Origin of the sequence: Sediminicoccus sp. BL-A-41-H5 (assembly GCF_050632405.1) — a bacterium.
Lineage (GTDB): Bacteria > Pseudomonadota > Alphaproteobacteria > Acetobacterales > Acetobacteraceae > Roseococcus.
On the sequence record NZ_CP192601.1, the window covers coordinates 1,606,795 to 1,622,166 of the forward strand.

The following is a 15,372-nucleotide window of genomic DNA, read 5'->3' on the forward strand; positions in this document are numbered from 1 at the left end:
CCGATGCACCCCTCGCTTCCGGCCGGTTTTTGTGGTTTGAGGGCGGCTTGTTCCCAATCCCTGGCCTCTGGAGCCCCTGATGAACCTCGACGCGATCCCCATCGGCAAGAATCCGCCGCATGACCTGAACGTGATCATCGAGGTTGGCATCGGCGGCGAGCCCATCAAATACGAGATGAACAAGGAGGCCGGCACGCTCTTCGTGGACCGCTTCCTGCACACGCCGATGCGCTATCCCGGCAATTACGGCTTCGTGCCCCACACCCTGTCGGATGATGGCGACCCGATCGACGTGCTGGTGGCCAATACCCGCCCCATCGCGCCGGGCGCGGTCATCAACGTGCGCCCCGTCGGCGTGCTGAAGATGGAGGATGATGGCGGGCATGACGAGAAGATCATCGCCGTCCCCTCGCCCAAGCTCACCAAGCGCTACGTGAACGTGCACGAGGTGACCGACCTGCCGCAGATCACGCTCGACCAGATCCGCCACTTCTTCGAGCACTACAAGGACCTGGAGCCCGGCAAGTGGGTGAAGATCATCGGCTGGGGCAACGCGGCCGAAGCGCACAAGCTGATCCTGGAAGCGGTGGAGCGCGCCAAGGCCGCCAAGTAAGACCGCTCTGCGGGGTCGTTTACCGGACCTCGCATGAATTTTGCATGGCTGGGGCGTCACCTTCCCGAAGGACCGCCCCATGCCCACCCGCCGCGCCGCCCTCGCCCTCGCCTCCGCCCCCCTGTGGCCCTCCATGGCCCAGTCCGGATGGCCCGCGGCGCGGCCCATCGAAATCCATGTGGGCTTCTCGGCCGGCGGCGGCGTGGATGTCATGGCGCGCGCGGTTGCGCCCTTCCTCGCCAACCTCCTGCCCGGCTCGCGCTTCGTCATCGTGAACCGGCCGGGCGCCGGCGGGCAGTTGGGTCATGAGGCGGCGGCCAACGCCCCGCCCGATGGCTATGCGCTGGGCGCCACCACCATGCCCGGCCTCGTCTCCCACCCCATCGAGCGGCCGGTGCGCTACCGGGTCGCGGACCTCACCTATCTCGCCAATGTGGTGGACGACCCCTGCGCCCTCTTCGTGCGGCCGGAGAGCCCCTATCGCACGCTGGCCGACGTGATCGCCGCCGGGCGCGCCCGGCCGGAGGTGGTGACCTATGGCCTGACCGGCATCGGCTCGGACGACCACCTGACCATGTTCCGCTTCGAGGCGGCGACGGGGGCCCGGCTGACGCATGTGCCCTTCCCTGGCATCGGCCAGATGCTGCCGCAGGTCTTCTCCGGCCAGGTGGACCTCGCTGCCATGAATGTCAGCGAGGCGCTGCCCTTCGTACGGGAAGGCCGGCTGCGCGGCCTCGGCCAGGCCGCCGCGACCCGCTGGCCGGGCCTGCCGGACCTGCCCACCTATCGCGAGCAGGGGGTGGATGTGCTGGGCAGCGCCAGTCGCGGCTTCGTGGGCCCCGCCGGCCTGCCGCCCGAAATCACCGAACGGCTGCTGGCGGCCTTCACCGCGATGCTGGCCGACCCGGCCTTCCTGCGCGAGGCGGAGCGCCTCGCCATGCCGCTACGCCCGGTGCTCGGCGCCGATTACCGCGCCATGGCGCTGGCGATGGACGCGGAACTGCGTGCGCTCTGGGAGGCGCGGCGCTGGACCCAGGGTTGATCCATCGGGGGAGACCCATCGGGGTTGATCCCGGGTGGTGAATCGCCGCAGAAGCAGGGTCCCATGCGCCCGTAGCTCAATTGGTCAGAGCGGGCCGCTCATAACGGCTTGGTTGCGGGTTCAAGTCCTGCCGGGCGCATCGGGATGCCTCAGATGCGCAAGCGATCCGGGATGGGCAGGCCGAGGCGGTCCGGCACCGGCCATTCCTCGCGCACCGTCCGCAGCTTCGTGAAGCCCGCCTTGATGTAATTGGGCAGCGCCCGCGGATGGTCCGCCGTGCAGGTGTTCACCGTCAGGGCAACGGGCGCTTCCTCCCAGGCCGCGCGGATCGCGTGCTGCAGGAAGGCCATGCCGATGCCAAGCCCCACCGCGCGCGGATAGAGGCCGAAATAGGCGAGGTTGATCACCGGCCAGCCGCGCCGGTCCAGCTCGTAGAAGCCCAGGTCGCCTTCCGCGTCGCGCAGCACATGGATGCTGATGGCACGATCCTCCAGCACCGCATTCAGCTCGGCGTCGGAGAGCGTGCGCCGCAGCCACCAGACATAGTCATGGCCGACCGTGGCATAGAGCTCGCGGTAATGCGCCACGCTGCAGCGCGGCAGGCAGGTCTCGACCTTCAGGCCATAGGGCAGATGGGCGAAGGGGCCGGGCGGGCGCCGGTCCATGCGCAGGAAGGTCACATCCACCGCGATGCGGGTGGTCGGCTCCACCAGCCTCATCCCCATGGCCCGCTCAGGTCTCCAGGAAGCTGCGCAGCTTGCGGGAGCGGCTGGGGTGCTTGAGCTTGCGCAGCGCCTTGGCCTCGATCTGGCGGATGCGCTCGCGCGTCACGTTGAACTGCTGGCCGACCTCTTCCAGCGTGTGGTCGGTGTTCATGCCGATGCCGAAGCGCATGCGCAGCACGCGCTCCTCGCGCGGGGTGAGCGAACCCAGCACGCGCGTGGTGGCCTCGCGCAGGTTGGACTGGATCGCGGCATCCAGCGGGATGATCGCGTTCTTGTCCTCGATGAAGTCGCCCAGGTGGCTGTCCTCCTCGTCGCCGATCGGCGTCTCGAGGGAGATCGGCTCCTTCGCGATCTTCAGCACCTTGCGCACCTTCTCGAGCGGCATGCCGAGCTTCTCGGCCAGCTCCTCGGGCTGCGGCTCGCGGCCGATCTCGTGCAGCATCTGGCGGCTGGTGCGGACCAGCTTGTTGATCGTCTCGATCATATGGACGGGGATGCGGATGGTCCGCGCCTGATCGGCGATGCTGCGCGTGATGGCCTGCCGGATCCACCAGGTCGCGTAGGTCGAGAACTTGTAGCCGCGGCGGTATTCAAACTTGTCCACGGCCTTCATCAGGCCGATGTTGCCCTCCTGGATCAGGTCCAGGAACTGCAGGCCGCGGTTGGTGTATTTCTTGGCGATGGAGATCACGAGGCGCAGGTTCGCCTCGATCATCTCCTTCTTCGCCTGGTTCATGTCCCGCTCGCCGGCGGAGACGGTCTTGTAGACGCGGCGGAACTCGGCCACCGGCAGGCCCGTGGCGGAGGCGATCGCGCCGATCTCGACGCGCACGGCCTCCAGCTCGTCCCGCGCCTTGAGCGCGAAGGTCGGCCAGGCCTTGCCCTTGAGCTTGGAGACGCGGTCCAGGAAGCCCGGGTCCAGCTCGGCGCCGATCCAATGCTCCAGGAACTCCTCGCGCTTCACCTTCTGCGCGAGCGCGAGGCGCAGCACCTGGCCGTCCAGCGTGTTCAGCTTGCGGTTCAGGCCCTTGAGCTGCTCGACCAGCTCCTCGATGCGGTTGTTGTGGAGGTGCACCTTCTCGACGAGCTGCACGAGCTCCTGGCGCAGCTTCTCGTAGTTCTTCTCGCCCCGGCCGGCCAGCTCCTCGCCCGAGGTATAGGCGTCCATCCGCTTGGAGGAGAGCTTGTTCAGCTTGGTGAAGATGGTCTGGATCGCCTCGAAATTGGCGATCACGTCGGGCTTCAGCTTTTCCTCGAGCGCGGAGAGGGAGAGGCCCATGCCCTCGCCCTCCTCGCCTTCCTCGAACTCCTCGGGCTCGGGCGGCGCGCCCTCGGGCGTGTCGGCGGCGTTGGTGGCCTCCAGGTCGATCACGTCGCGCAGCAGCATGCGCGGCGGCTCGGCCTTGAGCGCCTCATACCAGGCGATGATGGCCTTGAAGGTCAGCGGGCTCTCGCAGAGGCCCGTGATCATCATGTCACGGCCGGCCTCGATGCGCTTGGCGATGGCGATCTCGCCCTCGCGCGAGAGCAGCTCGACGCTGCCCATCTCGCGCAGGTACATCCGGACGGGGTCATCGGTGCGGCCGAGGCTTTCCTCGTCCACATTGCCGCCGCCCTCCTCGTCCTCCTTCTCCTCGCCATCCTCGGACTTGGCGGCCTTGGTCTCGCCCTCCTCGGACTCCTCGGCCTCGACGACATTGATGCCGGCTTCCGAGAGGGAGGAGAGGGTGTCCTCGATGAACTCGCTGCTCACCTGCTCCTGCGGCATGGCGGCGTTCACCTCGTCATAGGTGACGTAGCCGCGCTCCTTGCCGCGCACGATGAGCTTCTTGACGGCGGCGGAGGTGATGTCGAGCACCACCCCGTCAACGGCTTCCTCACGCGCCTCGGCCGTATCGCTGCCACTCGCCGTCTTGGTCGCCATGCGTCACTCCGTTTGCATCGCGGGAGAAAAATATCCCCCTACCCTATACCGCGTCGGCTTCCTCGGCCTCGCCGCGCCGGAGCGCGTCCAGCGCCTCGGTCAGGCGGATCAGGCGATTCTGCGCGGCCATGTCGTTGGTCGCGGCGAACGCCCTTTGAGCTGCCCGAGCGTCCTCAGCCAGCTCCGCCTCCCCTCGGAGGAAACCATAGATCTGCCAGAAAGCGTCCAGCGCCTCTCTGGGTTGCGCGCCGGGGCGGGCCTCGGGAGGCAGACCGGCAGCGCGAAGCACCCATTGACTGGCTGTTGCAATTCCGCTCTGGCCGAGGTGGGCGATCAACTCCGCCGAGTCAAGGCGTTCGGCGGCGCCGATCCACGCCAAAAGCGCATCTCTCACCTGCCGGGCGGGGCCGTCGGGCAGTTCAAGCAGGGCGAGAGGCTCTTCCGCATCGCGCAAGATCTCCGGCTGGTGGATGCAGATCGCCAGGATGATCCGCGCCCGCTCGGCCCGGATGGCCTCCGGATCGGCCACGGGACGAGGGTGGCGGGGGGCGGCCCGCTTACCGGGCGCGCGAGACAAAGCAAAGAAACGATTGAGGAAATCGCCACGGAACTCGCTGGCCAGCGCCTTGTCCGGGATGCTGCCGGCGATGCCGGTGAGGCGGTTGCGCAGCGCGGCACGCGCCTCGGGCGCCTCGGGCAGCTTGCCGCCCACGATCAGGCCGAAGACCGCCTCCGAGAGGGGTTGTGCCGCGTCCAGCAGGGTCTGGAAGCCGCGCGCGCCCTTCTGACGGATCAGCGTGTCGGGATCTTCACCCGTCGGCAAGGTGACGAAGCGCAGCGTGTGGTCGGGCGTCAGCAGGGGCATGGCCACCTCGGCGGCGCGGGCGGCGGCGCGCTGTCCGGCCGCATCACCATCCAGGCACAGCACCGGCTCGGGGCTCACCTGCCAGAGCGCCTGGAACTGCTCCTCCGTCAGCGCGGTGCCGAGCGGCGCCACCGCGCCGGTGAAGCCCGCCTGATGCAGCGCGATCACATCCATGTAGCCCTCGGCCACGATCAGCCGCGCGCCGCGGAACACCCCCTCCCGCGCCAGGTCCAGGCCGTAGAGGTTGCGGCGCTTGGAAAACAGCACCGTCTCCGGCCCGTTGACATATTTGGGCTGGCCATCGCCCAGGATGCGGCCGCCGAAGCTGATGGTGCGGCCACGCCGGTCGCGGATCGGGAACATGACGCGGTTGAAGAAGAGGTCCACCACCTTTCCCTCATCCCGCTCCTGCATCAGCCCGGCCTCGATGAGCTGGCGCTGTTCGATCCCCTCCTCGCGCAGTTCGGCCAGCAGCGCGCCCCGCCCGGCGCCGGACCAGCCGAGGCCGAAGCGGGCGATGGTCTCCTCCGTCAGCCCGCGGCGCTTGAGGTAGGCCAGGCCCTCCGCCCCCTCGGGGCTGCGCAGGCGCCGGGCATAGGCGGCCTCGGCGGCCTGGAGGACGCCATAAAGGTCCTTGGCGCGGCGCTCGCGCGCGGCGGCCTCGGGGCTGGCCTTGGGGACTTCCAGGCCCGCCTCGCCCGCGAGCCGTTCGACCGCCTCCATGAAGCCGCCGCCCTCGGCGCGCATGATGAAGGCGAAGGCATCGCCATGCGCGCCGCAGCCGAAGCAGTGGAAGCTGTCGTCATACACGTAGAAGGAGGGGGACTTCTCGTTGTGGAAGGGGCAGAGGCCCTTCCAGTTCCGCCCCGACTTGGTCAGCCGCACGCGCCGCCCGACCAGCGACGGCATGGGCGTGCGGGCGCGAAGCTCATCGAGGAAGTTGGGCGGGAGGGCCATGCGACCGCGATCTATCTCACGGCCGCCAGGCGCGGTGGTAGGGGTGATTGGCCCGGATGCATTGCGCGCGAAACAATTGCTCGGCCAGCAGCGCGCGGACCAGCAGATGCGGCCAGGTGAGCGGCCCGAGCGAGAGCCGGTGCTCCGCCCGCTGCGTCACCGCCGGGTCCAGCCCCTCGGCGCCGCCAATGGCGAAGCAGAGCGGCCGCGCCGCCGCCTCCCAGCGCCCGGTCAGCTGCGCCAGCGCCTCGCTGCTGGGCGCGGCCCCACCCAGGTCGAGCGCCACCAGCAGGGAGTTCGCGGGAAGTGCGGCGAGGATCGCCGCGCCCTCCCGCCGCCGCGCCTCGGCCGGGCTGCCTGTCGCTTCCGGGATTTCGGTCAGCTCCAGCGGCGGGCGCAGCCGGGCGTTGTATTGCGCGAAAAGCGCGCCCTCGGCGCCCGACTTGAAGCGGCCGATGGTAACCAGCCGGGCCTTCACCCGTCAGATCGGCGATTGCTCGCCGGGCGCGGCCTCGCCCATCGGGCTGTCGGGGCCCCACATCTTCTCGAGGTCGAACTTCAGCCGCGCCTCGGGCGTGAAGAGATGGATGACAAGGTCGCCCGCGTCGATCAGCACCCATTCCTCGCTCTTGCTGAAGGCGCTGCGGCGCAGATGCATGCCCTCCTTGGCCAGGGCGTCATCCACATGCGTGGCCATCGCCTCGATCTGCCGGCCGACCAGGCCGGTCGCGATGATCAGGCGGTCGGCGTAGCTGGCGCGGTTGGTGACGTCGAGCACGACGATGTCCACCGCCTTGTCGTCGTCCAGGCTCTTCCGCGCGGCCTCGACCAGGCGCTCCAGCCGGTTGGGATCGACCTTGGGCGCGCGGGCGCGCTTGGGGGCTGCGCGCTTGGGGGCTGCGGCGGGCTTGGCCTTGGGGGCGGCACGCACGGTCGCGGTGGTGGCGCGGGGCTTGGCCTTGGCGGGGGCGGGTGCCTCGGCGCCCTTGGCGCGGCTGGCCGGCGACTTGGCCGGGGTGGCGGGCTTGGCGCTGGCCTTGCGCGACGGCGCAGCGGGAGATTTGCGCGATGGCGCAGCGGCCGGCTTGCGTGACGGCGTAGCGGCAGGCCTGCGCGAGGGCGCAGCGGCTGGCTTGCGCGCAGGCGCGGCACTGGTCTTCCGTGCCGGCGCGGCAGCGGGCTTGGGCGCAGGCGCAGCGCCGGCCTTGGCCGCCGGCTTGCGGGCGGGCGCCTCGGCCGCCTTGACGCGGGCAGGCGCGGCCTTCGGCTTGGCAGTCGCGGGCTTGGCAGCGCGCGGGGCAGCAGCGGGCTTGCGGGCCGGCTTCTTGGTCTCGTCAGGTGTCCGCGCCATGCGCTCGGTCTCTCACTTCGTCGGTTCTTTGGGCGGCCCGGCCCCTGCCGAGGCCGCCCGGATGGCGGTCGCCGAAATCGCCCGCTCCGCCGCGGGCACAAAGCACCAGGGGGCGCCCGCCGTCCAGCGCGAAGCGTGCAGGGCCGCCGCGCGCCGCCGCCGGTGCCGCAGCACCGAGGCCGCCTGGCCGCGCAACGCTGGCCGGCTGTAGCCCGGCCGCGGCAGCACCGCCAGGGGCGTGTCGCGCGCGATCTCCCGCCAGCGCCGCCAGCGCGGCAGCTGCGCGAGGTTGTCGGCACCCAGGATCAGCGTGAAGCGCGAGCGCGGAAAGCGGCGCCGCAGCAGCGCCAGCGTGCGATGAGTGTAGCGCGTGCCGAGCCGCCGCTCGATGTCGGTGGCGAGGATGCGCTGATCCCGCGCCACGCCGCGCGCACTCGCCAGCCGCTCCGCGAAGGGCGCCATGCCGCGCACCGGCTTCAGCGGATTGCCCGGCGAGACCATCAGCCACACCCGGTCGAGCTTGAGCGCGCGCAGGGCGGCCAGCGCCACATGGGCATGGCCGGCATGGGCAGGGTTGAAGCTCCCGCCCAGCAGGCCGATCCGCTGGCGCCTGCCATCGCCGAAGCGGCCCGGAAGCTCCCTCAACGCGTCCGCACGTTCACCGAGACCGGCGCGGCCAGCAGCCCGTCATAGGTGACGGTGTAGGTCCGCCCCGCCTCGGTCGGCAGCGCGGGCGAGAAGCCGCCGAGCGAGATCATCTCGCCCACGCGCAGCCGCTCCCCGCGCGAGGCGAGGTCCTGCGCCAGCCAGGGGATGACGTTCAGCGGGTGGCCCAGCAGCGCGGTGCCCGGCGCGCGCGCCAACTCGCGCTGGTCACTGGCGAGGACCACGGTCATGCTGGCCAGCCGCGCCGCGAATTCCTCGCTCACCTGCACCGGGATCGCCTCGCCCACCACGCCCAGCCGCGCGCCGACGTTGATGCCGAGCAGGTTCGGCCCATCCATGCCCGAAGCGAGCACGAGGTCCGGCAACTCGATGAAGGGGATGATCACGTCAATGGCGCGCAGCACGTCCATGTGGGTGCGTGCCTGGTTGATCGCTTCGTCGCGCACGCGGACCATGAGGTCGGCCTCCACCGTCGGCACCGAACCGAAGCGGGCCGGCACCTCGGCGCCGGATTGCAGGCGGACGGTGCTTTCATAGATCGTGCCCGTCACAGGATGGGAGACGCCGAAGCGCTGCTGGGCGGCGGGGTTGGTCAGGCCCACCTTGTAGCCGATCGGGCGCCCCCAGTGCCGCACCATGATGGCGACCAGCTTGTCCTGCGCGCATTGCCCATCGGCGAGGCTCGTCATGCCGGTGAGCGGTTGCGCGGGCGTATTGGTCAGCAGCGCGCGGGACAGCGCCTCCACCGCCTCGTCGCTCGGGCAGGCGGCGAGTGCGGGGCCGGCGATGGCAAGGCTCGCGGCGGCGGCGAGGAGAAGGTGGCGCATCTGGGTCTCTCCCGGGGTTTTCGGGAGACTAGAGCATGATCCGCTGAGGTGGAATCACCGAAGCGGTGAATCATCCTCTCAACAAGGCGGGACCGTGATCCAGCGAGCGCGGACCACGGTCCCGCCGTTCCAGCGCGCGAGGGAAGCGGAAGCTTACCCCCGCACCTGCCCCGTACCTGTCACCCGGTAGCGGAAGGTGCAGAGCTGTTCGAGGCCGACCGGGCCGCGCGCATGCATGCGGCCGGTCGCGATGCCGATCTCGGCCCCGAAGCCGAACTCGCCGCCATCGCAGAACTGCGTGGAGGCATTCCAGAGGCCGACGGAGGAGTCGATGCCGGCGAGAAAAGCCTCGGCGGCAGCCGCATCCTCGGTGATGATCGCCTCGGTGTGCTCACTGCCGAAGCGGCGGATATGCGTGAGCGCAGCCTCGACGCCGTCCACCACGGCGATGTTCAGCACCGCGTCGAGCCATTCGGTGGCGAAGTGTTCGTCGGTCGCGGCGTCCAGCTCCGGGCAGACCGCGCGCGCGCGCGCGTCGGCGTGAAAGCGGCAGCCCTTGGCGGCAAGGTCGCCGACCAGCAGGGGCAGCAGCGTGGGCGCGACGGCGGCGTCGATCAGCAGCGTCTCGGTCGAACCGCAGACGCCGGTGCGGCGCAGCTTGGCATCGAGAAGAACGGCGCGCGCCATCGCAGGGTCGGCCGCCGCATGCACATAGGTGTGGCAGAGCCCCTCGGCATGGGCGAGCACGGGTACGCGCGCCTCCTCCATCACGCGGGTGACGAGGCCCTTCCCGCCGCGCGGGATGATGAGGTCGATCAGCCCCGCCGCGCGCAGCATCGCACCCACGAAGGCGCGGTCCTGCGTGGGGGCAAGCTGGATCGCGGCTTCGGGCAGGCCGGCGGCGCGGAGGCCCTGGCGCAGGCAATCCGCGATGGCGCGGGCGGAATGCGCGCTCTCGCTGCCGCCGCGCAGCAGCACGGCCGAGCCCGCCTTCAGGCAGAGCGCGCCCGCATCCGCCGTCACATTGGGGCGGCTCTCGAAGATCATGCCGATGACGCCGAGCGGCTGCGCCACGCGCTGGAATCGCAACCCGTTGGGGCGCGTCCACTCGGCCAGGACGCGGCCCACGGGGTCGGGCAGGTCCGCCACCTCCTCCAGGCCCTTGGCCATCGCCTCGATGCGGGCGGGGGTGAGGGTCAGGCGATCGCGAAAGCTGGCGGAGAGGTTGGGTGCGGCGGCGAGGTCGGTCTCGTTCGCGGCCTGGAGGGCCGGCGCCTGGGCGCGGATGGCGGCGGCGGCCTCGCGCAGGGCGGCGTTCTTCGGCGCGGTGCCGGCGCGGGCCAATTCCCCCGCGGCCAGGCGGGCGGCGCGGGCGGCGGTGTCGAGAAGTTGCGCGGTGGCGTCGGTGATGGCGTTCACGGGGGCTCTCCTGTCAGGAGCCATAGCGCGGTTGGACCGCCGGGCGAAAGGGCGCGCCAAACATCTTGCTTCGCGCCGCGTCTCGCCGGACGATACAACTCGTGATTTACATTGCTGCGAGTTTAATTTTTGCGTTTCTGGCGCCAGCGCTGGCCCAGCCCGCTGGCTGCACCCCCACGCCCGGCTACCGGGACCCCACGCCGATGCGAAGCTGCGCCGTGCTGCGCCGCGGCGACATGCCGGATGGCCTGAGCTGGGAGATCCAGGGCCGCGTGTATTACGCCCCCCGCGCCGGCTCGGGCGATATGCACTTCCGCATGATGGTGGTGAAGCAGCGCGGCGAGGTGGTCGCCTGGACCGAGCCGGGCTATGGCGAGCCGCAGCGGCCCGAGCAGATGCCCACGCCGCGCGGCCTGCTGATACGCCTCCCTGTCGCGCCCGTGACGGGCAGCGTGACGCCGCTGGATGAAGTCTGGCTGCGGCGGGAACCGCTGCGGAACTGGGTGCATCTCGACGCGCGCGCCTGGCGCGCCGAGGCGCAGGCGCGGCTCGCGCCCGGCGAGGCGCTCTCCCCCACCTACCAGCTCGAGATCCGCCCCTTGCGCGCGACCGGCGTCGTGACCCGCGGGCCGGGCCAGACCAGTGTCGGGAGCTACACCGCCTGGCTCGATCTCGGCGAGGACCGCCTGGTGCTGATCGGCTTCAGCCGCAACTGAGGCGATCAGCCATCCGGTGTCGCACCGCTAGCGCGCACCATCGGCGCCCAGCGCAGCGTCTCGGCGCGGATGCTGGCGGCAAGCTCCGTCGGCCCGCTCGCCGGCATGGTCTCCATGCCGCGCCGCGCGAATTCCGTGCGCAGCTCAGGATCGGCCAGCAGCGCCCGCAGCGCCGCCGCCATCCGTTCCGTGATGCCAGGGGCGACCCCGCGCGGGAAGAGCCAGGCATCCCAGTTGGAGACCTCGAAGCCGGCGACCCCGGCCTCAGCCACGGTCGGCAGGTTCGGCAGGAGCGCGCTGCGCGTGGCCGTGCCGATGGCCAAGGCGCGCAACCGGCCCGATTCCAGCGCGGAGAGCACGGTGGGTGCGGTAGCAAAGGCGTAGTCCAGATGGCCCGCGATCAGGTCCGTGGACATGGGCCCGCCGCCCCGATAGGGCACATGGACCGAGCGCGTTCCGGCCAGGTGATCGAACTGCACCACCGCCAGATGCCCGATCGAGCCGGGGCCGGAATTGCCGGCGCGGATGCGTTCGGGTGCCGCCAGCATCGCGGCGCGCAACTCGGCCACGCTGCGCCAGGGGCGATCGGCGGGCGAGCAGAGGATGTTCGCGACCGAATTGATGTGGGCGATGGGCTGGAAGCTCTGCTCCACGTCGAAGGGCAGGCTGCGATACAGCGTGGGGTTCACCGCCAGCACGCCGATATTGCCCTGGAAGATGGTGTAGCCGTCGGGAGCGGCACGGGCCACCGCCTCGGCCGCGATGTTGCCGCCACCGCCGCCGCGGTTCTCGATCAGGATCTGCTGCCCCAGCACCGCGCCGAGGCGAGGCGCGATCAGCCGGGCCGCGATGTCGGAGGAGCCGCCGGCGGCGAAGGGCAGCACCACGCGGATCGGCCGCGCCGGCCAATCCTGCTGGGCCAGCGCCGGTGTGGCCAGCACAAGGGGGGCGAGCAGGGCGTGGCGGCGGTTGATCATCAGGGCGCGCTCCATGGCAACGCCGGCAGGCTAGGGCCGGCGGCGCCGCCGACCAAGGTGAGTTTGTTCCCCGGAAGCCGGGGCGCGCGCCGAGGGTTGCGCAAGCCGCGCGCGTTCGCCCAGCAAAGCGGCAACGGGGCCGCAGCCCCGCCCGCTCACTCGACGGGCGTCATCGCCTTGATGAGGTCAAAGACCCGCTTGCGGACCGAGGGGTCCGAGATGCGGTAATAGGCGCGCACCAGCTCCAGCGTCTCGCGCCGGTGCAGCGTGTCGTCGCCGAACCCCTCCTGCGTCTCGGCGAAGCCGGCCACGCGGTTGGCGAAGCCCTGGCTGCCGCCGACCGAGCCGGGCAGGTCGTCGAAGAAGAAGCTGATCGGCACGTCGAGGACGCGCGAGAGGTCAAACAGGCGGGACGCGCCGATGCGGTTCACGCCACGCTCATATTTCTGGACCTGCTGGAAGGTCAGGCCGAGCGCCTCGCCCAGGCGCTCCTGGCTCATGCCGAGCAGGGTGCGGCGCAGGCGCACACGTGAGCCCACATGCACGTCAATCGGGCTGGGCCGGTGTTCCTTCTCAACCTTCTCGGTCGTATCGCCGCTCGACATTGCTTCTCTCATCTCAAAACGCGCCTCTGCTCGGTCCTCGTTGCGCTACCGCCTGACTTTTGTCGCTTTCTCGGCACGGCGGCCCGAGCTTTCCTGCAATCCTTGCACATGCAGCGATCCGGACGTGCGATTGCAACGCCCTCGACAACCCAGCCTTAGGGTTGTGTTTACCTCCCGGCCAAGAAAGCGTCAATATTTTTGGGAATTCTCAATAATTAAAATCATGCGCTAAAAAAGTCGTCTATTCTCACCGTTAGATAAGCGGCGCCAAGCTCCGGAAAACAAAAAGCAAATCGCCATGAGCGCCAGCGGAATCCAGAGCCCGCCGCGCGCGAAGACCGTCGGCGCCAGCGCCGCCGGCAGGGCGGCTGTCACCACGCCCGAATCCCCCAAGCCCAACCGGACTCGCTCGCGTCCGGTTGCATCGAAGATGGCGGTGACACCCGTCTGCGCCACCCGCACCATGGGCAGCCCCTCCTCCACGGCGCGCAGCCGGGCCGCGGCGAGATGCTGATAAGGGCCGGCCGAGACGCCGAACCAGGCGTCATTGGTCACATTCAGCAGCCAGGCGGGCCGCTCCTCCCCCACCACCCGGCCGGGGAAGATCACCTCGTAGCAGATGAGCGGCCCGGGCGAGGGCAGGCCGTGCGGCAGGCGCAGAACCTCCGGCCCCGGCCCGGCCGAAAAATCCACGCCGCCCGTCACCATGCGGATGGGCAGGATGCCGCCAAGCGGCATGTACTCGCCGAAGGGCACGAGATGCGCCTTGTCGAAGAGGCCCACCGCCCGGCCCGTGGGGTCGAGGGCGACGAGGCTGTTGAACAGGGCCTGGAGCCTGCCGTCGGCGCCCCATTCGGCCCGCACCGTCCCCGCCAGCAGCAGCGCCTGGGGCGGCAGGGTGGCGCCGGCGAGGCGCATCGCCTCGGCATCCTGCGCCAGCAGGAAGGGGCTCGCCGTCTCCGGCCAGATGACCAGCACCGGCTCGCCCGGATGCGCCGCCACCGCCGCACGCGCCCCCTCCCCCGAGAGATCCAGGTAGCGCTGGAAGATCGGCATGCGCCGCGCGGGGTCCCATTTCGTGTCCTGCGCCACATTGCCCTGCACCAGCACCAGCCGCACCGCGTGGTCCCGCGGGGCATCGCCAGCGAGACGCCAAGCGCCAAAGCCCATCCAGAGCAGCAGCACGGCCAGGCCGCCCGCCCAGGCCGCGCGGTGGCGCAGAACGGGCAGTCCCGCCAGCAGCACCGTCAGCAGCGAAAGGCCATGCACGCCGATCACGGCGGCCGGTTGCAGCGGCAGCGGGTGGAAGGCCCAGACGGTGCCCAGCAGGTTCCAGGGGAAGCCGGTGAAGAGCACGCCGCGCAGCAATTCGGCGGCCACCCACGCCGCGCCGAAGCCGAGCCAGCGCCGCCAGCCCGTGGGGAGGAGAAAGCCAGCCAACGCCGGGATCACGCCGAACAGCGCCATGGGCAGCGCGATGCCGGGGGCCGCCACCGGCACCAGCCACCACCAGCGGCCGATATCGGTGAAGAGCGAATGCGTAACCCAGTAGAGCCCCGCCAGGTGGAACCCGAAGCCGAAGCCGAAGCCCCACCAGGCCGCCCGTCGCCAGCCCGGCGCGCGCCCGATCAGCCAGAGGAAGCCCGGAATCGTCGCAAGCAGCACGGGCACCGCATGCACTGGCGGCAGCGCCAGGACGGAAAATGCGCCGAGCAGGAAGGCCAGCAGCCAGGGACGGTTCGACAGGAAAGCGGGCATGCGGCGCAGAAGGAGGCCATCCGCCCGCGCCGGGCAAGCCCCGCTATTCGGCGGCCGCCTTCCCACCCTCGATCGGGCGGCGGACGCGCAGCCGCCGGATGCGCCGCGCATCGGCATCCAGCACGCGGAATTCGAGCCCCGACGGGTGCGAGAAGATCTCGCCCCGCGCCGGCACGCGGCCGGCCATGGTCAGCACCAGGCCGCCCACCGTGTCGATGTCGGCATTCCGCTCCTCCTCGGTCAGGACCGGGCCGATCTTCGCCTCGAATTTCTCGATTTCGGTGCGGGCGTCGAGCTCCAGCACGCCCTCGCCCCGCTCGGTGATCTGCGGCGCGTCGATCTCGTCATGCTCGTCGGCGATGTCGCCCACGATGGTCTCGACCAGGTCCTCGATGGTGATCAGGCCGTCAATGCCGCCATATTCATCCACAACGAGCGCCATGTGCATCCGCGCCTCGCGCATGCGCAGCAGCAGGTCCAGCACCGGCACGCTTGGCACCACCAGAAGCGGCTTGCGGAGGATGGCGCGCAGGCTGAAGGGAGCCTGGCGGCCCACGGCCGCGATGATGTCCTTGATGTGGACCATGCCCAGCACGTCATCGAGCTGGTTCTCATAGACCGGATAGCGGCTGTGGCCCTCACGCTGGATCGCCGCAACCGCCTGGTCGAGCGTGAGGTCGGCGGGCAGCGCGATGATGTCGGCGCGCGGCAGCATCACGTCATAGGCGGTGGCCCCCCGCAGCTTCAGCACGTTGGAGAGCAGCGAGCGCTCATGCGGGTCGAGCGTGCGGCCATCGGGGGCCAACGCGTCTGGCGCCTCGATCAGTTCCTCCACGCGATCGCGCAGGCTTTCCTCGCGCTTGGCGAAGAGGCCGCGCAGGCGGCGTATCATGGGCGGGCGGGCGGGGGGTTGGTGATCGGAAGGCA

General features: G+C 70.4%; 15 protein-coding genes and 1 tRNA gene. 4 read left to right on the forward strand and 12 right to left on the reverse strand.

The features are described 5' to 3' along the window. Window positions 1-79: 79 nt before the first annotated feature. The 3 genes from ppa to ACQ860_RS08030 all read left to right on the forward strand — a co-directional run bounded on the left by ppa (window position 80) and on the right by ACQ860_RS08030 (window position 1,794). Window positions 80-613, forward strand: coding sequence for an inorganic diphosphatase (gene ppa / locus ACQ860_RS08020; RefSeq protein ID WP_318650644.1), 534 nt, complete (start codon window positions 80-82; stop codon window positions 611-613). A 79-nt stretch (window positions 614-692) separates the two neighbouring features. Then, entirely contained in the window at window positions 693-1,655 is a 963-nt protein-coding gene (locus ACQ860_RS08025; RefSeq protein ID WP_431302862.1) for a tripartite tricarboxylate transporter substrate binding protein, read from the forward strand. Window positions 1,656-1,720: 65 nt separating this feature from the next. After that, window positions 1,721-1,794: transfer RNA gene (locus tag ACQ860_RS08030), tRNA-Ile, on the forward strand. A gap of 10 nt (window positions 1,795-1,804) precedes the next feature. On the opposite strand, the gene ACQ860_RS08035 is transcribed toward ACQ860_RS08030, so the two are convergent. The 8 genes from ACQ860_RS08035 to ACQ860_RS08070 form a co-directional block, all read right to left on the reverse strand. Next, complete coding sequence (locus ACQ860_RS08035) at window positions 1,805-2,374, reverse strand: GNAT family N-acetyltransferase (RefSeq protein WP_431305735.1); 570 nt, start codon at window positions 2,372-2,374, stop codon at window positions 1,805-1,807. A 13-nt stretch (window positions 2,375-2,387) separates the two neighbouring features. After that, on the reverse strand, window positions 2,388-4,304 hold the full coding sequence (gene rpoD, locus ACQ860_RS08040; RefSeq protein WP_431302863.1) for an RNA polymerase sigma factor RpoD: 1,917 nt from the start codon (window positions 4,302-4,304) through the stop codon (window positions 2,388-2,390). 43 nt (window positions 4,305-4,347) lie between these two features. After that, entirely contained in the window at window positions 4,348-6,126 is a 1,779-nt protein-coding gene (gene dnaG / locus ACQ860_RS08045) for a DNA primase (RefSeq protein WP_431302864.1), read from the reverse strand. Window positions 6,127-6,142: 16 nt separating this feature from the next. Next, the gene (locus tag ACQ860_RS08050) at window positions 6,143-6,604 is read right to left on the reverse strand and encodes a 23S rRNA (pseudouridine(1915)-N(3))-methyltransferase RlmH (RefSeq protein WP_431302865.1); all 462 of its coding nucleotides are present in this window, start codon (window positions 6,602-6,604) and stop codon (window positions 6,143-6,145) included. Between the two features lie 3 nt (window positions 6,605-6,607). Continuing rightward, a complete protein-coding gene (gene rsfS / locus ACQ860_RS08055; RefSeq protein ID WP_431302866.1) occupies window positions 6,608-7,057 on the reverse strand; it encodes a ribosome silencing factor in 450 nt (149 codons plus the stop codon). A gap of 432 nt (window positions 7,058-7,489) precedes the next feature. Further along, window positions 7,490-8,122, reverse strand: coding sequence for a nicotinate-nucleotide adenylyltransferase (locus ACQ860_RS08060; protein ID WP_431302867.1), 633 nt, complete (start codon window positions 8,120-8,122; stop codon window positions 7,490-7,492). Further along, on the reverse strand, window positions 8,119-8,970 hold the full coding sequence (locus ACQ860_RS08065; RefSeq protein ID WP_431302868.1) for a 2-keto-4-pentenoate hydratase: 852 nt from the start codon (window positions 8,968-8,970) through the stop codon (window positions 8,119-8,121). The genes ACQ860_RS08060 and ACQ860_RS08065 overlap by 4 nt, the downstream gene beginning before the upstream one ends. A 153-nt stretch (window positions 8,971-9,123) precedes the next feature. Then, window positions 9,124-10,413: a glutamate-5-semialdehyde dehydrogenase gene (locus tag ACQ860_RS08070; protein WP_431302869.1), complete on the reverse strand. Its 1,290-nt coding sequence runs from the start codon at window positions 10,411-10,413 to the stop codon at window positions 9,124-9,126. Window positions 10,414-10,592: 179 nt separating this feature from the next. Here ACQ860_RS08070 and ACQ860_RS08075 point away from each other — a divergent pair, with 179 nt between their 5' ends. Next, on the forward strand, window positions 10,593-11,105 hold the full coding sequence (locus ACQ860_RS08075; protein WP_431302870.1) for a hypothetical protein: 513 nt from the start codon (window positions 10,593-10,595) through the stop codon (window positions 11,103-11,105). Between the two features lie 5 nt (window positions 11,106-11,110). Here ACQ860_RS08075 and ACQ860_RS08080 read toward each other — a convergent pair whose 3' ends face one another. From ACQ860_RS08080 to ACQ860_RS08095, 4 genes are all read right to left on the reverse strand, one after another. Then, a complete protein-coding gene (locus ACQ860_RS08080) occupies window positions 11,111-12,082 on the reverse strand; it encodes a Bug family tripartite tricarboxylate transporter substrate binding protein (RefSeq protein WP_431302871.1) in 972 nt (323 codons plus the stop codon). A 155-nt stretch (window positions 12,083-12,237) separates the two neighbouring features. After that, window positions 12,238-12,687: a helix-turn-helix domain-containing protein gene (locus ACQ860_RS08085; RefSeq protein ID WP_431302872.1), complete on the reverse strand. Its 450-nt coding sequence runs from the start codon at window positions 12,685-12,687 to the stop codon at window positions 12,238-12,240. A gap of 228 nt (window positions 12,688-12,915) precedes the next feature. Next, window positions 12,916-14,445, reverse strand: coding sequence for an apolipoprotein N-acyltransferase (gene lnt, locus ACQ860_RS08090; protein ID WP_431302873.1), 1,530 nt, complete (start codon window positions 14,443-14,445; stop codon window positions 12,916-12,918). A 43-nt stretch (window positions 14,446-14,488) separates the two neighbouring features. Next, window positions 14,489-15,337: a hemolysin family protein gene (locus ACQ860_RS08095; protein ID WP_431302874.1), complete on the reverse strand. Its 849-nt coding sequence runs from the start codon at window positions 15,335-15,337 to the stop codon at window positions 14,489-14,491. Window positions 15,338-15,372: the final 35 nt, after the last annotated feature.